The sequence below is a fragment of the Streptomyces sp. NPDC001714 genome (assembly GCF_042892755.1).
GTDB lineage: Bacteria > Actinomycetota > Actinomycetes > Streptomycetales > Streptomycetaceae > Streptomyces.
On the sequence record NZ_JBIAUL010000003.1, the window covers coordinates 293,946 to 313,095 of the forward strand.

The 19,150-nt window shown below is 73.8% G+C and carries 14 protein-coding genes and 1 pseudogene; 4 read left to right on the top strand and 11 right to left on the bottom strand.

The features are described 5' to 3' along the window. Positions 1-9: 9 nt before the first annotated feature. Positions 10-1,701 (top strand): phenylacetic acid degradation protein PaaN, encoded by a 1,692-nt coding sequence (gene paaN, locus ACFY0P_RS10090; protein WP_388909303.1) that lies wholly within the window; start codon positions 10-12, stop codon positions 1,699-1,701. A 294-nt stretch (positions 1,702-1,995) separates the two neighbouring features. Here the strand turns inward: paaN and ACFY0P_RS10095 are convergent, their stop codons facing one another. From ACFY0P_RS10095 to pepN, 4 genes are all read right to left on the bottom strand, one after another. Further along, on the bottom strand, positions 1,996-2,730 hold the full coding sequence (locus tag ACFY0P_RS10095; protein ID WP_388909306.1) for a TrmH family RNA methyltransferase: 735 nt from the start codon (positions 2,728-2,730) through the stop codon (positions 1,996-1,998). Then, entirely contained in the window at positions 2,727-3,938 is a 1,212-nt protein-coding gene (locus ACFY0P_RS10100; RefSeq protein WP_388909309.1) for an HTTM domain-containing protein, read from the bottom strand. Before ACFY0P_RS10100 ends, ACFY0P_RS10095 begins: the two co-directional genes overlap by 4 nt. Then, a complete protein-coding gene (locus ACFY0P_RS10105) occupies positions 3,935-4,735 on the bottom strand; it encodes a DUF5819 family protein (protein WP_388909312.1) in 801 nt (266 codons plus the stop codon). Before ACFY0P_RS10105 ends, ACFY0P_RS10100 begins: the two co-directional genes overlap by 4 nt. Positions 4,736-5,119: 384 nt before the next feature. After that, the gene (pepN, locus tag ACFY0P_RS10110) at positions 5,120-7,555 is read right to left on the bottom strand and encodes an aminopeptidase N (RefSeq protein WP_388909315.1); all 2,436 of its coding nucleotides are present in this window, start codon (positions 7,553-7,555) and stop codon (positions 5,120-5,122) included. Positions 7,556-7,715: 160 nt separating this feature from the next. Between pepN and ACFY0P_RS10115 the strand changes: the two genes are divergently transcribed. After that, entirely contained in the window at positions 7,716-8,873 is a 1,158-nt protein-coding gene (locus ACFY0P_RS10115) for an acyl-CoA dehydrogenase family protein (protein ID WP_388909318.1), read from the top strand. A 116-nt stretch (positions 8,874-8,989) separates the two neighbouring features. Here ACFY0P_RS10115 and ACFY0P_RS10120 read toward each other — a convergent pair whose 3' ends face one another. The 6 genes from ACFY0P_RS10120 to ACFY0P_RS10145 form a co-directional block, all read right to left on the bottom strand. After that, the gene (locus ACFY0P_RS10120; protein ID WP_388910090.1) at positions 8,990-9,319 is read right to left on the bottom strand and encodes a rhodanese-like domain-containing protein; all 330 of its coding nucleotides are present in this window, start codon (positions 9,317-9,319) and stop codon (positions 8,990-8,992) included. A 49-nt stretch (positions 9,320-9,368) separates the two neighbouring features. Continuing rightward, positions 9,369-10,181 (bottom strand): hypothetical protein, encoded by an 813-nt coding sequence (locus tag ACFY0P_RS10125; RefSeq protein ID WP_388909321.1) that lies wholly within the window; start codon positions 10,179-10,181, stop codon positions 9,369-9,371. Positions 10,182-10,190: 9 nt separating this feature from the next. Further along, the gene (locus tag ACFY0P_RS10130) at positions 10,191-10,655 is read right to left on the bottom strand and encodes a hypothetical protein (protein ID WP_388909324.1); all 465 of its coding nucleotides are present in this window, start codon (positions 10,653-10,655) and stop codon (positions 10,191-10,193) included. 63 nt (positions 10,656-10,718) lie between these two features. Then, a complete protein-coding gene (locus ACFY0P_RS10135) occupies positions 10,719-12,182 on the bottom strand; it encodes a DUF2252 domain-containing protein (protein ID WP_388909327.1) in 1,464 nt (487 codons plus the stop codon). 240 nt (positions 12,183-12,422) lie between these two features. Continuing rightward, complete coding sequence (locus tag ACFY0P_RS10140; RefSeq protein WP_388909330.1) at positions 12,423-13,082, bottom strand: response regulator; 660 nt, start codon at positions 13,080-13,082, stop codon at positions 12,423-12,425. Continuing rightward, a complete protein-coding gene (locus ACFY0P_RS10145; RefSeq protein ID WP_388910093.1) occupies positions 13,055-14,317 on the bottom strand; it encodes a sensor histidine kinase in 1,263 nt (420 codons plus the stop codon). Before ACFY0P_RS10145 ends, ACFY0P_RS10140 begins: the two co-directional genes overlap by 28 nt. Before the next feature lie 198 nt (positions 14,318-14,515). On the opposite strand from ACFY0P_RS10145, the pseudogene ACFY0P_RS10150 reads away from it, so the two are divergent. Next, positions 14,516-15,241: pseudogene (locus ACFY0P_RS10150) on the top strand (ABC transporter ATP-binding protein); the annotation flags it as partial. 314 nt (positions 15,242-15,555) lie between these two features. Beyond that, on the top strand, positions 15,556-18,003 hold the full coding sequence (locus ACFY0P_RS10155) for an FtsX-like permease family protein (protein WP_388909333.1): 2,448 nt from the start codon (positions 15,556-15,558) through the stop codon (positions 18,001-18,003). A gap of 84 nt (positions 18,004-18,087) precedes the next feature. Here ACFY0P_RS10155 and ACFY0P_RS10160 read toward each other — a convergent pair whose 3' ends face one another. Next, complete coding sequence (locus ACFY0P_RS10160) at positions 18,088-19,017, bottom strand: NAD(P)H-binding protein (RefSeq protein WP_388909335.1); 930 nt, start codon at positions 19,015-19,017, stop codon at positions 18,088-18,090. Positions 19,018-19,150: the final 133 nt, after the last annotated feature.

Genomic DNA, 19,150 nt, shown 5'->3' on the forward strand with positions numbered 1-19,150 from the left:
TGGTCCCGCATGACCGCCGAACTCACCGCGCACGAGCTGATCGCCAAGCACCGGCCCACGCTTGACCAGGCGCTGGAGGCGATCCGCACGCGCGCGTACTGGTCCCCCCACCCCGAGCACCCCAAGGCCTACGGCGAGCACGGCAGCCTGGACGCGGCGGCGGGGAAGGCCGCCTTCGACGCCCTCCTCGGCACCCGCATCGACCTGGGCCAGCCCGGCACCGACGACTGGACCGGCGGCGAGGTCTCCCCGTACGGCATCGAGCTGGGCGTGACCTACCCGCATGCCGACGTGGACACACTGCTGCCGGCGATGCGGGCCGGGCAGCGCGCGTGGCGCGACGCGGGCGCGGAGGCGCGCGCGGTGGTGTGTCTGGAAATCCTCAAGCGGATCAGCGACCGGACGCACGAGTTCGCGCACGCGGTCATGCACACCAGCGGCCAGGCCTTCATGATGGCGTTCCAGGCGGGCGGCCCGCACGCCCAGGACCGCGGCCTGGAGGCGGTGGCCTACGCCTACGCGGAGCAGGTCCGCACCCCCGACACCGCCGAGTGGACCAAGCCGCAGGGCAAGCGCGACCCGCTCGCGCTGACGAAGACCTTCAAGCCGGTCCCGCGCGGCATCGCGCTGGTCATCGGCTGCAACACGTTCCCGACGTGGAACGGCTACCCGGGCCTGTTCGCCTCTCTCGCCACCGGAAACGCGGTCCTGGTGAAGCCGCACCCGCGCGCGGTGCTGCCGCTGGCCCTCACCGTGCAGGTCGCCCGCCAGGTCCTCACCGAGGCCGGCTTCGATGCGAACCTGGTGGCACTGACGACGGAGCACCCCGGCGAGGGCATCGCCAAGACGCTCGCGACCCGCCCCGAGATCAGGATCATCGACTACACCGGCTCGACCGCCTTCGGCGACTGGCTGGAGGCCAACGCCCGGCAGGCGCAGGTGTACACCGAGAAGGCCGGCGTCAACACGGTCCTGGTCGAGTCGACCGACAACTACAAAGGGATGCTCTCCAACCTGGCCTTCTCGCTCTCCCTCTACAGCGGCCAGATGTGCACCACCCCGCAGAACCTGCTGATCCCCCGCGACGGCATCCGCACCGAGGAGGGCCCGCGGACGTACGACGAGGTGGTCGCCGACATCGCCCGCGCGGTCGACGGCCTGCTCGGCGACGACGCCCGGGCCAACGCGCTGCTCGGCGCCATCGTCAACCCCGACGTCAAGGCCCGCCTGGAGGCCGCCGCCGGGCTCGGCGAGGTCGCCCTCGCCTCCCGTGAGATCGCCAACCCGGAGTTCCCGGGCGCGGTCGTGCGCACACCGGTGATCGTGAAGCTGGACGGTGCCAAGCCGGACGACGAGGCCGCCTACATGAGCGAGTGCTTCGGCCCGGTCTCCTTCGCCGTCGCCGTCGACTCCGCCGCCGACGCGGTGGAGCTGCTGCGGCGGACGGTCCGCGACAAGGGTGCGATGACGGTCGGCGCGTACACGGTCGACGCCGACGTGGAGCGCGCGGTGGAGGAGGTCTGCCTGGAGGAGGCGGCCCAGCTGTCGCTGAACCTGGTGGGCGGGGTGTACGTGAACCAGACGGCCGCCTTCTCCGACTTCCACGGCTCGGGCGGCAACCCGGCGGCGAACGCCGCGCTGTGCGACGGGGCGTTCGTGGCGAACCGGTTCCGGGTGATCGAGGTGCGCAGGGAGGCGTAGCGCGCGGGGCGCGCGACCGGCCGACGCAAGCGGCAGGCGCGGGGCACGCGGTCGGCCGACGCAAGCGGCAGGCACCGGGCACGCAAGGGGCCGACGTTTCCGGCGGGCTGCGGTTCCGTTCCTGTCCACGCCGTCACCATTTCGTCGACCGCCGCCATCTCTTTGGCCGCCGCACGGCGCTCCGCCACGACGGTGGTGATCGGCGGTGCCGAGCCGGGCGGCACCGCCGTTGCACGGACGGTCGTCGGGCGGGTGCGGCGCCGTGGGGGCTGGTGGCGCAGTTCCCCGCGCCCCTTACGGGGCGCTCCAGTGGTACAGCGTCATCGCCACGCTCGTCGCCAGGTTGTAACTGCTCACCTGGGGGCGCATCGGCAGGCGTAGGAGATGGTCGGCACGTGCGCGTAGCTCCCCCGACAACCCGGTCCGTTCCGAGCCGAAGGCGAGGATCGCGTCGTCGGGGAGTTTGACCGCCCTGATGTCCTCGCCCTCCGGGTCGAGCGCGTACAGCGGGCCCTTCGGCAGCTCGGCCACCGTCAGGCGTTCCACCGCCGTGGCGAAGTGCAGACCCGCGCCGCCGCGGACGACCGTCGGGTGCCAGGGGTCGAGGGTGCCGGTCGTGATGACCCCGGTCGCCCCGAAGCCCGCCGCGAGGCGGATCACCGCGCCCGCGTTGCCCAGGTTGCGCGGCTCGTCGAGGACCACGACCGGGGCCGTGCGCGGGACGCGGGCCAGCTCGGCCAGGTTGGCCTCGCGGGACGGCCGTACGGCCAGGGCGGCCACCGCCGTGGGATGCGGGCGTGGGACGAGGGACGCGTACGTCTGTGCGGGCACCTCCGTCAGCAGCGCGGCCAGCGCCTCCCGGACGTCCGGCGCCAGCTCCTGCGCCAGGGCCAGCGCCGCCGCCCGGTCCGTCGTGACCGCCACCGGCACCTGCGCGCCGAAGCGCAGGGCGTGCTTGAGGGCGTGGAAGCCGTCGAGGAGGACGGCGGAGCCGGCCAGCCGCGCCCACTGGTCCAGGGGGTCGGTCATGCCCCGAAGCCTACGCGGGGCTGTTCGTCGGCCTCCGGCAGGCGCTGCCCGGGCAGCTCGGGGTCGGTCCGGCGGAAAACGCGGTCACGCGCGCGTGCCGCCCAGCCGCCGACCCGGTGCAGGAAGGACGTCGGCAGGAAGACGGAGTCCGCCGCGATCATGGCCAGCGAGAAGAAGGGCAGGCCGAGCACGACCGCGATCACCGCGTGCTCGGTCATCATCGCGGCCAGCAGCACGTTCTTGACCCGCCGGTTGAACAGCGTGAACGGGAAGGCGACCTGCACGATGACCGTCCCGTAGGTCACCAGCATCACCAGCGTGCCGTTGGCGGACAGCAGGTCGGCGAGGGCCGGCCAGGGCGAGAAGTAGTCCAGGTGGAGCGGGTAGTAGACGGCGGTGCCGTCCTGCCAGCGGGACCCCTGGATCTTGTACCAGCCCGCGGTGGAGTAGATCAGGCAGGCCTCGGCCATGATCATGAACAGGGCGCCGTTGTGCAGGATGTTGGCGATGACGTCGAGCAGGATCCGGGGCTCGGACGTGCGTGCCCGGCGGCCGGCCGCCCACCACAGGGCGGTGCCCGCCCAGGTCGCCCACATCACGGCCGGGACCAGCCAGCCGCCGCCGGTACGGCCAGTGATCGCGGCCGCGAGCAGGACGAGACCCGACACCGCCCACAGGGCGGGGCCCGCCGGATCGGGGGCCACGCGCTCGCCACGCGCGCGTGCGGCGCTCGCGCGGGCCGCCCGGCGCGCGTCCAGGGACCACACCTGGCCGCAGCGCGTGAACACCAGGTAGAAGGACATCAGGTGCAGCACGTTGTCGCCGCCGTCGCCCACGAAGACGCTGCGGTTCTGCAGGGACAGCACGCCGATCATGAACAGCAGGGACGTGGCCCGGGTCCGCCAGCCCACCAGCAGCAGGGCACTGGCGACGACGGCCAGGAGGTAGAAGACCTCGAAGAAGGCGTTGCTGTCGGAGGCCAGCAGCGCCGTGAAGGCGTGGTTGTCGGCGGTCAGCTGCTGGGCGAGGTCGAAGCTCCAGGTGGCGTGGGGGCCGTACAGCTCCTGGCGGTGCGGGTACTCGCGCAGCAGGAACAGCAGCCAGGTGGCGGCGAAGCCGATGCGGACCACGGCCGTCTGGTACGGGCCGAGCGCAGCCTCGGTGACCCGGGCGATGGCGCGGGACAGGCACAGGGCGAGACGGTTCACCGGACACCGCCGTTCGCTTCGTCCGCCGTGACCGTCCACCAGGGCAGCACCCGGTAGACGGGTGTGTCGGAGACCTTCTCGCCACTCCAGTCCGGCGGGGTCACGTTGGTGGTGCTGGAGCGGACCTGCACGCGCTCGATGGTGCCCTTCTGGCTCGTGGCGTCCCCCTTGTACATGCGCATCACGACGATCCGCCGCAGGTACTGCTCGGACAGCGAGCCGCGCAGGCCGATCGGGCGGTTGTCGGTGCCGTGCGTGGAGCTGAAGAAGTCCCAGGCCCGGCGCAGCTCGTTCTGCACGGTGTGGCTGGGCACCAGGCTGCCGTCGATGGCCCTGCCGTCCTGTGCGGACAGGTCGTTCCAGCCGGTGGTGGTCGTGGTGCCGTCCTGCATCAGCACGTCGGCACGCACCTGCACGGAGATGTTCTGCTGCAGCGGGTTCGGTGCGAAGAGCTTCCAGTTCTGTTCGAACTCCGGGTACACCCAGTCCTCTATCGCCTTGCCGTGCTGCTTGGTCACCGTGTTCGCCGGTGCCACGCTCAGGAACACCATCCCCAGGTGCACGCAGGCGGCGACCGCGACCAGGGCGAGGGCGAGGGCCGCACCGACCTGGTAGCGGGGGGAGAGGGCGGCGACGCCGGTACGGGGGAGGGCGGGGGAATCCGCCGGCGGGGCCGGTGGGCCGGGGGGCGGCTGCTCGGGAGGAGCCGGTGGGACGGGATCCGGCTCCGCACGCGTCCCGCTCGGGGCGTCCGGCCCGTGCCGGGCGTCCACGCCCTCGTCGTACGCGTCGTCCATGCGCCCCGTTCCCCGATTCCGCCGCGCCGTCCGGGCGGCCGCCGATCCGGCGCCGCCCGGTGTGCCGCTGCCCGGCACTCGCACGGAACGGTACTCAGCACCGGCCACCGGGCGCAGCCCCGGGGACGAGGCCGACGGCGTGGCCATCACCACTCCGGGCGCGACCGTCGGCCTTTCCGTTCCGGGGCACCGGAGCTCGCCGCCCGAGATCACCCCAGGTCAGACGGCGTCCGAGCGCACCCGCCGACCCCGCTTCCGCAAGTTTTCCACAGGCCGTGGCGGAGGTTTTCCACAAGGGTTGATCGCCCGGCGCGGGCAGCGCGACCATGGGATTGGCCGGAACCGAACGATCGGACGGGACCCCGGCGGGCTTCCCGCCCGAGGTCAGGCGTTCATGACCCGGGCGTGCAGCATGCGGCGGACGGCGTCCGAGCGCTCCAGAAGGGTCTTGCGGACCACGGGGGCGGCGTCCCCGGCCGCCTGACAGGCCTTGTCGAGGTACGCGGAATCGATGGCGTACGGCGGGAAGAGGTGGGAGGTGTAGGTCATCGCCGGGATCATGCCGCCCTGGTGCAGCTCGGGGACCGCGGTCAGGTAGTGCTCGGCGAAGGGGGCGAGCAGGTCGTCCTGGCCGGGGCGCCAGAAGGCGGCCGCCACCGCGGAGACCGCCGCGACGGGCACCTCGCGGTCCACGACCAGCCGCCGCCAGACCTCGGCCTTCGCGGCCGGGTCGGGCAGGGCGGCCCGGACGGTCAGGGCGCGGACCCAGGCGTCGGGGTCGGCGTCGCGTTCGAGCAGGGCGGCGGACTCGGCGGTGACGTCGCCGCCGAGTTCGGCCTCGCGGACGAGGGCGCGCCAGCGCAGGTCGACGTCGTCGCCGGCCTGCTCGCGGAGCCAGGCCAGGTCCTCGGCGCCGGTCGCGGTGCGGGCGAGGCCGCGCAGGGCGACCTGGCGACGGCCCGGGTCGTCGGCGAGCCGCCGGCAGACCGCGGCCACGGCCTCCGTCAGCGCGGCGCGATCGGCGGCGGGGGCCCAGAGCTCGGCGATGTTGGTGACGAGCGTGAGGTAGGGCTCGATCACCGCGTCGGACGTCTCGGCCGCGAGGACCGCGGTGAGGCAGCGCCCGGCCTCGGCCGCCGTGGTCTCGCCGGCCGTGAGCATGTCCCAGGCCGTGGCGGCCGCCACGCCCCGCGAGATGGCCGTGGGCAGCTGGGCCGCCGCACGGAAGAGGCTGTCCCGGGTGGTGGGATCCGGGCGGGTGGTGGCGAACGTGAGGTCGTCGTCGTTGACCAGGAGGAGGTCGGACGTGGCGGGAAGGCCGGTGACCGGGGTGCGGGCCTCGGTGACCTCGACACGGACCAGCCCGGTGCGCTCCAGGGCGTCGCCGACGCGGTCGTACGCGCCGACCGCGAGGACCTGGGGGCGCGGGTTGCCGTCGGCGAACAGGGTGACGGTGTCGCCGTCGTGCTCCAGGGTGAAGCGGTCGGTGCCGGCGGTCTCCAGCCAGGCCTTGCGCCAGCCGGCCAGGTCGCGGCCACTGGCCTCGGCGAGGGCGTCGATCAGGTCCTGGAGGGTGGTGGTGCCCCAGGCGTGACGGGCGAAGTAGGCGGCCATGCCGGCGCGGAAGCGGTCCTCGCCGACGTAGGTCATCAGCTGGAGGAGGACGGAGGCGCCCTTGGGATAGGTGATGCTGTCGAAGATCGACGCGGCCTGGGCGACGTCGTGGATGGGCTGGTGGATCGGGTGCGAGACCGGACCCTGGTCGGAGAGGTACGCCCTGACCTTGCCGCCGAGCAGGTGGCCCGCCCAGGCGTCGGTGTAGCGCGTGGCACCCTCGGCGGCCCAGTGGCAGGCGAACTCGGCGAAGGCCTCGTTCAGCCAGAGGTCGTCCCACCAGCGCATGGTGACGATGTTGCCGAACCACATGTGCGCCATCTCGTGCAGCAGCACCACCGCGAGCAGCTCGCGCTCGGCGGGTGTCGGCACGGCCCGCCGCAGGAAGGCGTCCGACCAGGTCACGCAACCGTAGTTCTCCATCGCGCCGCCGAACTCGGGCATGAAGACCTGGTCGTACTTGCGCTGCGGGAACGGCATCGCGAAGGCCTCGGCGTAGAAGGCGAGGCCCTGGCGGGTGAGGGTGAAGATCTCGTCGGCGTCACGCTCCAGGACCTCGGCGAGCGAGCGGCGGGCGTAGATGCCGAGGTCGTGGCCGTCGGCCTCGCGGCGGATCTCGTGGAAGGGGCCGGCGTTGACGACGGTGTTGTACACGGACAGCGCCGGGGTGTCCGGGAAGCTCCAGCGGCGGGCCGCCCCCTGCTCCTCGATCCGCGGGTCACCGGAGTTGCTGAGGACGGTCCAGGCGGCCGGGGCCGTGACGGTGAAGGCGTGCGGGGCCTTGAGGTCGGGCTGGTCGAAGCAGGCCCAGACGAAACGGGCCTCGTCGGGTTCGAAGCTCGTCCACACGTACACCTCGCCGTCGGCGGGGTCGGTGGCCTTGTGGACGCCCTCGCCGGTGATGGTGTCGGCCTGGACGCTCTCGACGCGCAGCACGTTGTGCGCGGCCAGGCCGGGCAGCGGGATCCGGCCGTCGCCGGAGGGGGTGAGGGGTGTGCCGTTCAGGGTGGCGGCGCGGACCTCGGCCGCGCAGTCGACGAAGGTCTCCGCGCCCGGCTCGGAGGAGGTGAAGGTGACCGTGGAGACGCAGCGGACCTCCGGCCCGTCGGGAAGTGCGGTGAGGTCGATGTCGATGTCGTACCGCTCGACCGTGATCAGCGCGGCACGGCGCTCGGCCTCGGTACGGGTCAGGCTTCGGATCCCCATGTGTCCTCCCTCGTGTGTCCGTCCCCGTCGGCGGACAGCGGCCGACAGCCTACGACGGGAGGAGCTGGTGATCGCAGGGGTTTTGGGTTCCCTTCTTCTAGAACCTGTTCTATCTTGACGGACCGTCAGATCAGCGGAGACCCGCCGGGAGGACAGGACCGTGGACTTCACCTTCACCGAGGAGCAGTTGGCGGCGGCCGAGGCGGCGCGCGGGGTGTTCGCCGGGGTGGCGCCGGACGCGGTGCCGAGCCCGGCGCTGACCCCCGGTGCCGTGGCCGAGGGGTTCGACCGGGAGCTGTGGAACACGCTGGCGGGCGCGGATCTGCTGAGTCTGCTGCTGGGCGAGGAGCACGGCGGGGCCGGTCTGGACGCCATCGCGCTGTGCCTGGTGCTGCGGGAGTCGGCGAAGGTGCTGGCCAGGGTGCCGCTTCTGGAGCACAGCGCGGCCCTGGCGACCGTACAGAGGTACGGGACAGCGGAGTTGCGGGACCGGCTGGCGGCGCGGGCGGGGCGGGGCGAGCTGGTGCTGACCGTCGCCGGGAGCGGGCGCACCGGGCACGACCCGGCGGAGCTGGCGGTGATCGCGCGGCGGGACGGTGACGACTGGGTCCTGGACGGGGTGCAGACGGCGGTGCCGTGGGTGTACGACGCCGATCTCGTCGTCGTACCGGCGCGCACGGAGGCGGACCGGAGCGTGCTGGCGCTGGTCGCGCCGGGCGGCGAGGGGGGCGCGTCCGGGGTCACGGCCGGGGTCACGGTCGCCGAGCAGGTGTCCACCAGCGGGGAACGGCTCGGGGAGCTGCGGCTGGAGTCGGCACGGGTCGCGGAGCGGGACCTGGTGGCGGCGGAGGGGGCCTGGCAGTGGCTGCGGGAGCTGCTGGTGACCGGTACGTGTGCACTGGCGCTCGGGGTGGGTGAGCGGGTGCTGCGGATGACCGGTGAGTACGCCGGGAAGCGGGAGCAGTTCGGGTATCCGATCGCCACGTTCCAGGCGGTGGCCGTGCAGGCCGCCGACCGGTACATCGACCTTCGGGCCATGGAGGCGACGCTGTGGCAGGCGGCGTGGCGGATCGCGTCGGGGGCGGCCGGGGCGCTGCCTGCGGCCGGGGATGTGGCGGTGGCGAAGATCTGGGCGGCCGAGGGGGTGCGGCGGGTGGTGCAGACCGCGCAGCATCTGCACGGGGGGTTCGGGGCCGACACCGAGTATGTGCTGCACCGGTACCACGCGTGGGCGAAGCAGATCGAGCTGGCGCTCGGAGGGGCCGGGGTTCACGAGGAGGCGTTGGGGGATCTGCTGGCTGCGCATCCACTGGGGTAGGGGGAGAAGGAGACAGGGGCGTCCGGTCGTAGGAGATCTGCGGGCCGGTGGGGGCTGGGCGCGCAGTGCCCCGCGCCCCTGAGGGGGCGCTTCAGTACGGGCGCCGAAAAGTCCGGTCAGACGACGAAGCCCGGTTCTCCGCCGTCCGTGACGACCTCGCGGCCCGCTGCCTGCCACACCTGCATGCCGCCGTCGACGTTCACGGCGTCGATGCCCTGCTGGACCAGGTACATCGTGACCTGGGCCGAGCGGCCGCCGGAGCGGCAGATGACGTGGACGCGGGCGTCCTGGGGGGCCGCCTCGGCGAGCTCGCCGTAGCGGGCCACGAACTCGCTGATCGGGATGTGCAGGGCGCCGGCCGCGTGGCCCGCCTGCCACTCGTCGTCCTCGCGGACGTCCAGCAGGAAGTCGCCGTCCTTGAGGTCCGCGACCTCGACCGTGGGCACACGCGCTGCGAAGTTCATGTCCCCGACGCTACCCGACCGGAGCGGAGAGCTACTCCTGGGTCAGCAGGGCAGCCAGTTCCGCCTCGCGTTCGGTCACGTCCTTGCGGAGCCGCTCGGCGATCTCGTCGAGGAGGCCGTCGGGGTCGTCGGGGGCCAGCCGGAGCAGGCCGGCGATGGGGCCGTTCTCCAGTTCCTTGGCGACCAGGGCGAGCAGTTCCTTGCGCTCGGAGAGCCATTCCAGGCGGGCGTACAGCTCCTCGGCCCGGCTGGGCCGGCGCTCCGGCGGGACCGGGCCGGCCGCCCACTCCTCGGCCAGCTCGCGCAGCAGGGCCTCGTCGCCGCGGGCGTAGGCCGCGTTGACCCGGCTGAGGAACTCCTCGCGCCGCGCCTGCTCGGCCTCCTCCTGCACCAGGTCGGGGTGGGCCTTGCGGGCCAGCTCGCGGTAGAGCCGGCGGGCCTCCTCGCTGGGGCGGACCCGCTGCGGAGGCCTGACCTCCTGCTCGGTGAGCATCGCGACGGCCTCCGGGAACAGGCCGTCGCCGTCCATCCAGCCGTGCAGCAGCTCCTCGACACCGGGGATGGGCAGGACCCGGGCCCGGGCCTCCTCGGCGGCGCGGATGTCCTCGGGGTCGCCGGTGCGGGCGGCCTTGGCCTCGGCGATCCGCGCGTCCAGCTCCTCGATGCGGAGATAGAGCGGGCCGAGCTTCTGTTCGTGCAGGCGGGAGAAGTTCTCGACCTCGACACGGAAGGTCTCGACCGCGATCTCGTATTCGATCAACGCCTGCTCGGCGGCCCGCACGGCCTGCTCCAGCCGTTCCTCGGGCCGCGGTGCCTGGGACTGCTCAGCTTCCGGGGTCGTCACCCGACCAGCCTAGGGCCTGTCGCCGTCGGCGGTGGCCGGGACCCACTCGGCGACCAGGTCGGTGCAGGCCACGACGAGGGTGCCGGGGCGGCAAGCCAGCTCGTGGGTGCAGCCGCCGGGGTGCGGGAGGATCTCGTCGAGGATCACCTCGCCGAGCGAGGTGAGGTCGCAGGCGCCCAGGATGTCAGTCTGGAAGCGGGAGACCCCCGTGTAGCGGACGATCAGGTCCTCGTCGTGCTGGTAGCAGTTGTGCCGGAAGCGGATCTCCACGTCGGCGGGGGCCGTGCGGCGCATGTCCAGCGGGTGCAGGTCCTTCACGCAGCGGCGGCCGCCGAGCTCGTAGTGGCGCGGGTCGGTGGCGAAGGCGCGGGCGCCGGGCGGCAGGCCGCCGGCGAGCTCCGGCAGCCGTGCCAGGTAGGGGCCGGGGTCGATGGTGACCGCGGTCGCGCCCTCGTCGATTTCGACGTACTTCACATCAGCACCTCTCGGGAGACCGGAGGCCGGAAGCCGGGGACGGGAAGCCGGAGAGCACGCGCATCACACCCCGAGCTCCGCGGCTATCCGCCCCGCCCGCACCGCGGTCACCAGTTCCTCGTGGTCCGCCTCCGTACGGTCGGCGTAGGTCACCGCGAACGCGGCGATCGCCTCGTCCAGCTCCTCGTTCTTGCCGCAGTAACCGGCGATCAGGCGGGGGTCGGCGCTGTGCGAGTGGGCGCGGGCCAGCAGGGCGCCGGTCATCCGGCCGTAGTCGTCGATCTGGTCGGGGGACAGGGCGGCCGGGTCGACGCTGCCCTTGCGGTTGCGGAACTGGCGGACCTGGAACGGGCGGCCGTCCACCGTGGTCCAGCCGAGCAGGATGTCGCTCACCACCTGCATCCGCTTCTGGCCGAGGACCACCCGGCGGCCCTCGTGGTCGACGGCCGGCGTCTCGAAGCCGGCCGTGGCGAGATGGGGGACGAGCGCGGACGGGCGGGCCTCCTTGACCTGCAGGATCAGCGGCTCGCCGCGGTGGTCGAGGAGGAGGACGACGTAGGAGCGGGTGCCCACGCTGCCGGTGCCGACGATGCGGAAGGCGACGTCGTGCGGGGTGTGCCGGGCGAGCAGCGGGTGGCGGTCCTCGGAGAGCGTGGTCACGTAGTGCTCCAGGGCGGCGGTGACCGCCTCCGCCTCCGCGTCCGGGACCCGGCGCAGCACCGGCACGGCGTCCACGAAGCGGCGGCCGCCGTCCTCGGTGGGCTCGGTGGACCGGGCCGCGAACCGGCCGCTGGTGTTGGCGCGGGCCTTCTCCGAGACCCGGCGCAGGGTGCCGATCATGTCGTGGGCGTCGGAGTGGGAGACCAGTTCCTCGTCCGCGATCGCGTTCCACGCGTCCAGGACCGGGAGCTTGGCCAGCAGGCGCATGGTGCGGCGGTAGGCGCCGGCCGCGTCGCCGGCCGCCTTGCGGCACATGTCCTCGTCGGCGCCCGCCTCCCGGCCGGCCAGCACCAGGGAGGCGGCGAGCCGCTTGAGGTCCCACTCCCAGGGGCCGAGCACCGTCTCGTCGAAGTCGTTCAGGTCGATGACGAGGTCGCCGCGCGGGTCGCCGTACAGGCCGAAGTTGGCCGCGTGGGCGTCGCCGCAGATCTGGGTGGCGATCCTGGTCATCGGGGTGCGGGCCAGGTCGTGCGCCATCAGGCCGGCCGAGCCGCGCAGGAACGCGAAGGGGCTCGCCGCCATCCTGCCGACCCTTATCGGGATCAGCTCGGGTATGCGGTCCCGGTTGGACTCCTCGACCGCGCGGACCGCGTCGGGACGGGAGCCGCCCAGGTCCAGGGCGTCATGGCCGCGGCGCGGCACCGCCGCACGCAGCGCCTTGCCCTCCTCCTTGGGGGAGCCCTGCGAAGGCCACTGCGCAAAGCCCTTCGGCGCGGGCAGCTTGCGCCCGCCGACCGCCGTCAGCTCTTCCAGTCCGGTCACGTCGACCGCCTCCCCCGTACTCCACGCACGCACACGCACGAACATCAACTCGTGGAGACGGTACAGGTGGGGGCCGAAACACGTCAGACCCTGTGGATAACTTCGGGACGGTTTGGGGAGGGTGGGGCGGTGCCGTCGGGTATCCACCGCTCGGTGGGGGTTGTTCGCGCAGTTCCCCGCGCCCCCAAGCAGGTGGGCCCATCTCAATTGGGGCGCGGGGAACTGCGCGAGCAACCACGACGCACCCGCGGCCGAGAACACCACTGAACGCCCCGAAGGAAGAGGTCACGCCCTCAAATAAGCCAGCACAGCCAGCACCCGCCGATGCGAATCCTCCGCCGGCGGCAGGTCCAGCTTCGTCAGGATCCCCCCGATGTGCTTGCCCACCGCGGCCTCGGAAACCACCAGCTCTCTCGCGATCGCCCCGTTCGACTTCCCCTCGGCGACCAGCGCGAGCACCTCCCGCTCGCGCGGGGACAGCCGCTCCAGCGGATCCCGGCGCCGGCGCAGCAGTTGCCGTACCACCTCGGGGTCGACCACCGTCCCCCCGTCGGCCACCTCCCCCAACGCCGCGACGAACTCGGCCACCTGCCCCACCCGGTCCTTGAGCAGGTACCCGACGCCCGACCCGTCCCCGGAGTCGAGGAGTTCGGCGACGTAACTGCGCTGCACGTACTGGCTGAGGACCAGGATCGGCAACGCCGGCCGGGCCGCGCGCAGCCGCACCGCCGCCTGCAGGCCCTCGTCCTGGAAGCCCGGCGGCATCCGCACGTCCGTCACCACGACGTCGGGCGCGTGCTCCTCGACCGCCGCCACCAGCGCCTCCGCGTCCCCCACCGCGGCGACCACCTCATGACCGAACCGGCCCAGCAGTCCCGCGATCCCCTCCCGCAGCAGCACGCCGTCCTCGGCCAGGACTACGCGCAGAGGTCGATCGGCTCGCACGGCAACTCCACACGCAGCAGGGTCGGTCCGCCCGGCGGGCTGGACAGGGAGAGTCTGCCATCGAGGACGGACACCCGGTCCGCCAGTCCGGTGAGGCCGCTGCCCGCCCCGGCGTCCGCGCCGCCGCGGCCGTCGTCGCGCACCTCCAGGTGCAGCCGGCCGTCCCGGTGCCCGCCGGTCACCTCGGCGCGGCGCGCACCACTGTGCCGGTCGACGTTGGCGAGCGCCTCCCGCACCACGAAGTACGCGGCCGCCTCGACCGGCTCCGGCAGCCGCCCGGGCAACCGGAGACCGACGTCCACAGGAACGGCCGTCCGATCCGCCGCATCCGCCACCGCCGCCTCCAGGCCGTGGTCGGCCAGCACCTTCGGATGGATCCCGTGCACGATCTCCCGCAGCTCGGCGAGCGCCTCGCCCGCCTCCCGCTGGGCCTTGGCGAGCTGGTCGGCGAGCGGTCCCGGCGGAGCGTCCAGGCGGGCCAGGCCCAGGGTCATGGACAGGGCGACCAGGCGCTGTTGGGCCCCGTCGTGCAGATCGCGCTCGATGCGCCGCCGTTCCGCCTCGAAGGCGTCCACCAACCGCGCCCGTGATTGCGCCAGTTCGACGACCCTGTCCCCCAACTCGGCCTCGCGCGGCGCGATCAGCAGCCGGACCAGACCGGCCCGCGCACCGGCCGCCACGCCCAGCGCATAGCCGCCGAGGGCCAGCAGCAACACCCCGGCCAGCGCGACGCCGAAAGCGGCCGGCCAGCCGGTGACCGTCCACGCCTTCAGCACCTTCGTCTCCCGGCCGCCGCCGGCCGTGGCCAGCAGCAGCGGGGCGGCGGCCATCGACAGCGGGCAGAGCAGCGCGAGCGTCACGGCGAGCGCGTCCACCGGCCACAACAGGCCCGCGAACAGCACCGCATGGCCGAGTTCGCGCCAGGTCGCCCGCTCCCGCAGCCGGGTCGCGAGCCACGCCCGCAGTCCCGGGGCGGACGGCCGGACATGGGGGTCGTACACCCGCTCCCGGTCGATCAGGAGCAGCCGGTGCCGTTCGAGCCAGGCCACCGGAAGGCCCGCGAGCGCGGTGAGGAGCAGCAGTGGCAGTCCGACGAGTGCGACGACGAGCACCCCGCCGACCGTGACCGCGGCCACCAGACCCACGAGGAGTACGGCTCCGGTCGCCGCGCCGGTCAGCAGGTAACAGGCGGCCCGCCAGGGCCAGGAGGAGATCAGGAAGCCGGGACCGGCCATGGCCTGCCAGACGGTGCGCGGACGGGGCTGCATGCGGTCACCGTAGGCGGCGGGCGGGGGACGCGGCCATCCGTCCAGCCGCCGGAGCAGGGGTATGCCTGGCCCTACCCCGGATCTCGGTCCTGCCGCACTGCGCCGCCCCGCCCCCGAAGGGTTTCGTGGCCGTACCGCCGCCGACGAACCGACAAGTGAGGACCCATGGACGCCATCAACCTGCGTTCCGTCAGCAGACGTCACGGCTCCGGCGACCGCGCCGTCACCGCGCTCGACGAAGTCTCCCTGGACTTTCCGAAGGGAACGTTCACCGCCGTCATGGGGCCGTCCGGCTCCGGAAAGTCGACCCTGCTGCAGTGCGCGGCGGGCCTCGACCGGCCGACCTCCGGGTCCGTCCTGCTGGGCGGGACCGAGCTGACCGGGCTGAGCGAGAGAAAGCTGACCCTGCTGCGCCGGGAGCGCGTCGGATTCGTCTTCCAGGCGTTCAACCTGCTGCCCTCGCTCACCGCCGAGCAGAACGTGGCGTTGCCGCTGCGGCTGGCGGGCCGCCGCCCCCCTAGGGCCCGGGTCCGCGAGGTCCTCGACCGGGTCGGCCTCGCCGACCGCGCCCGGCACCGGCCGAGCGAGCTGTCCGGCGGGCAGCAGCAGCGCGTCGCGCTCGCCCGCGCCCTGATCACCCGCCCCGACGTCCTGTTCGGCGACGAGCCGACCGGCGCTCTGGATTCACAGACCGGCCGCACGGTGCTGAGGCTGCTGCGCGCCATGGTGGACGACGAGGGCCGGACGACCGTCATGGTCACCCACGACCCGGTCGCCGCCTCCTACGCCGACCGCGTCGTCTTCCTCGTCGACGGCCGGGTCGGCGGCGAACTGACCGGCGCGCCCGCCACTGACATCGCCACCCACCTGACCAGGCTGGAGGCCAAGCCGTCCGAGCCGGAAACCAAGCCGTCCGAGCAGGAGCCCCAGCCGTTCAGGCCGGAGGCCCCACCGTCCAACCCGCAGACCCAGCCGTCCAAGCCGCAGACCCCACCGTCCAACCCGCAGACCCCACCGTCCAAGCCGCAAACCCCACCGTCCAACCCGCAGACCCAGCCGTCCAAGCCAGAGGCCCCGTCGTCCAACCTGCAGACCCCACCGTCCAAGCCGCAGACCCCGTCGTCCAACCCGCAGACCCCACCGTCCAACCCCCAGACCCAGCCGTCCAAGCCGGAGGCCCTGCCGTCCAAGCCAGAGGCCCTGCCGTGCTGAGCGTCGCCCTGGGCACCCTGCGCGCCCGCCGGGTCACCTTCGTCGGCAGCTTCGTCGCCCTCGCGCTGGGCGTGGCCCTGCTCACCGTGACGGGCCTGGCGCTCGCCTCCTCGCTGGACGCCCCGCACCGGGCCCCGGAGCGGTTCGCCGCCGCCCGGGTCGTCGTCAAGGGCGCCGACACCCTGCGGGTCGCCACCCCCATCGGCACCCGCACCCAGAAGCTCGCCCGGCCGCGGGCCGTACCCGCCACCGCCGTCGCCGAGTTGAGGAGGCTCGGCAAGGTCACCCTCGACCGCACCTTCGCCGTGCGCGCGGAGAACGCGCCCGACGATCTCGTCGGGCACCCCTGGCCGGTCGCCGCCTTCGCGTCGTACGAGATCACCTCGGGCCGTGCGCCCCGCACCGCCCGCGAGGTCGTCGTCACCGGGACCTGGGCGGAGCCCGGCCGCACCCTCCGCACGGATCACGGCAGCGTCACCGTCGTCGGCACGGTCGCCGACCGCGGCTTCGAGCACGCCGTCTTCTACACCGACGCGCGGGCGGCGCGACTGGCGCCCCGCAGCACCCTGTTGGTCGTCGCCGCGCGACCGGCGGCGGTACGGAGCGCGCTGCGGGACGTCCCGGGCGTACAGGTCCTCACCGGCGACGGCCGGCGTCTCGCCGACCCGGACCCGGACCGCGACCGCGAGGCGCTGACCGCGCTGAACGCCCTGTTCGGCACCGCCGGCGGGGTCACGGCCTTCGTGTCGGTCTTCGTGGTGGCGTCCACCTTCGCCTTCGCGGTCGCCCAGCGCCGCCGCGAGTTCGGCCTGCTGCGTACCGCCGGGGCGACACCCGGGCAGCTCCGCAGGACGGTGCTCGCCGAGGCCCTGCTGGTCGGGGTGCTCGCCTCGGCGGCGGGCTGCGTGCTCGGCAGGTACGGCGCACCCGGCCTCGCCCGCTGGACCGTCGACGGCGGACTCGCCCCGGGCTGGTTCCGGATCCGCGGCCACGCCTGGCCGTACGGCGCGGCCTTCTCGGCCGGTCTGCTCGTCGCCCTGCTGGGCGCGGCCGCCGCGTCCTGGCGGGCGGGCCGGACCGCGCCGACGGAGGCGTTGCGCGAGGCGGACGTGGACGACAGGCCGATGGCCCGGGGGCGCCTGCTGTGCGGTGCGGGCCTGTCGCTGACCGCGGCCGTGCTGCTGCTCCTCGACGACCCCGGCGACCTGCTGCACCGCAAGACCTATGTGAGCCGGCCGATGGTGCTGATCACGGCGGTCGCCCTGCTCGCGCCCGTCCTGGTCCGTCCGCTGATCCGGCTGCTCACCCGGGCCCCGGCCCGGCTCCCCGGTGCCACGGGGCTGCTGGTGCGCGAGCACGCGGCCGCCGGGGTGCGTCGTACGGCGGCCGTCGCGGCGCCCGTGCTGGTGACCGTCGCCCTCACGGGCTCGCTGCTCGGTGCCGTCGCGAACCTGAACGCGGCCCGGGCCGCCGAGACCCGCGCCCGGACCACCGCGGCCTTCGTCGTCACGCCCCCGGATGCCGCCGGGTTCGACGGGACGACGCTCCGGGCCGTGCGCGCGGTGCCGGGCGCCGAGGTGTCGGCGACCTCGGCGAGCGCGGTGTACGTGCTGGAGGACGGGGTCGCCCTGATCAGATCCGAGGCCCGGGCCGCCGATCCGGCCGCGCTGGCGGCCACCGCCCGCCTCCCGCTCGCCTCCGGCCGGGTCACCGGTCTGGACGACGGCTCGATCATCGTGAACGAGGAGTGGGAGCGGCACACCGTGGGGCAGCGGGTCCGGGTGTGGCTGGGCGACGGCACCAGCAGGACGTTGCGCGTCGCCGCCGTGCTGCGGACGGGCACCGGCGACAACGGCGTGTACGTGACCCCGGCCAACGCCTCGGGCGCGGCCGTCGACCGGGTCGACGTGGCTCTGCGGGACGGCGCGGACGCGGGCGCGGTGGCGGCCGGGCTGCGGGCGGCGGTCCGGGCGAGCGGCGGACGGGTGCTCACCGCGGACCAGTGGGTCGCGGCGGCCCACCCGCAGACCGACCGGACCACCCGGCTCGGCCTCCTCCTGGTCCTCGGCATCGCGCTGCTCTACACCGGGATCTCCCTGGTCAACACCATGGTGATGGCCACCGCCGACCGGGTGCGCGAGCTGGCCGCGCTGCGGCTGGCCGGGGCCACCCGGGGGCAGGTGCTGCGGCTGGTCGGCACCGAGGCGCTGGCGGTGGTCGCGGTCGGGACGCTGCTGGGGCTGCTGGTCGCGGCCCTCGAACTGGCGGGAATGTGGCGGGCCTTGCGCCTGCTGTCGGCGCCGGCCCCGGTCCGGCTGCCGTGGCCGGCCATGGGCGCGGCTGCCGGAGCCTGCGCGATCCTCGCCGCGGCCGCCGCCGTCGCCACCGCGTGGCCCGCCCTGCGGCGAGGGGCGGCGGAACTCGCGGGCGTACGGGAGTGAGCCGGGCCCGGCACCACGCCCGCCGCGCCCCGACGACCTGGTGGACCACCGGGCTGATCCCGGCGGCCCGGACCGCAGGCGGCTTCAGCGAGTGAACAGTTCGGGGTTCTCGCGGACGAAATCGGCCACTCCTGCGGCGGGCCGCCCGGTGACCTCCGCCACGCCGTCCGCCTGGCGGTCATAGCGGCCGGCCACGTGCAGGCGAGCCATGGTGGAGATGTGCTGGAAGACATGGTCCGGCAGTCCCAGCGCCTTGAGATCGTTGTCGAGCCATTCCTGCAACGGGACGTCGGTGCAGCCGACCGGCCGGCGCAGAGCATCGGAGATCTCCGCGGCCAGAGCGGTGACGTCCTGTGATCGGGGACCGGTCAGCTCGTAGATCCGGCCGATGTGCCGGGCCGGATCGGCCAGGATCTCCTCGACGACGGCGGCCACGTCACCGGCCGCGATCGGGGAGGTCTTCGCCTTCCCGAAGGGCCACCTGATGGTGCCGTCCTCGGCGATCGAGGAGAACACGGCCCGGAAGAGCGGGTTCTCCATGAAGACGGTGGGCCTGACCTCGACCACGGGCAGGCCCGACCAGTCGAGAACCTGCTCGACCAGCCACTGCTGACGATGCTGATGCGACTCGGAGCCGCTGGTGGCGTCCATCTCGGAGACGGTCAGCTGCGACATGTTCACGAACGCCTCCAGCCCCCCGTACGCGCGGGCGACCGACGCCGTGGTCACCGCGGCCAGCAGGTACTGCGCCGACACGGCCATGCCGAAATACATCCGTCCGCAGCCGTCGAGGGCGTCGGCGACATCACGGGCACGCGTCAGATCCCCGACCCCGACTTCGGCGCCCGTCGCGCGCAGCGCCTGGGCGCGGTCGTCGTCCCGGTGCACCAGAGCGCGGACCTGGAAGCCCCGGCGCCGAAGACCGTGGACCACGGTCCTGCCGACGGCCCCGACGCTGCCCGCAGCACCGGTCACCAGGACGGGCCGCACGCCTGTTTCCGGGCTGTAGTCCATGGGGGCAGCCTGCGACCCGCGCGAGCAGGCCGCAACCGGGGTGACGGCGATGGGCCCGACGCATCCGCGGCAGGCGCCGCGGCCAGCGGGCCGGGGCGGAGCTCGCACCGTGACGCCGGAGACGTCACCCGAA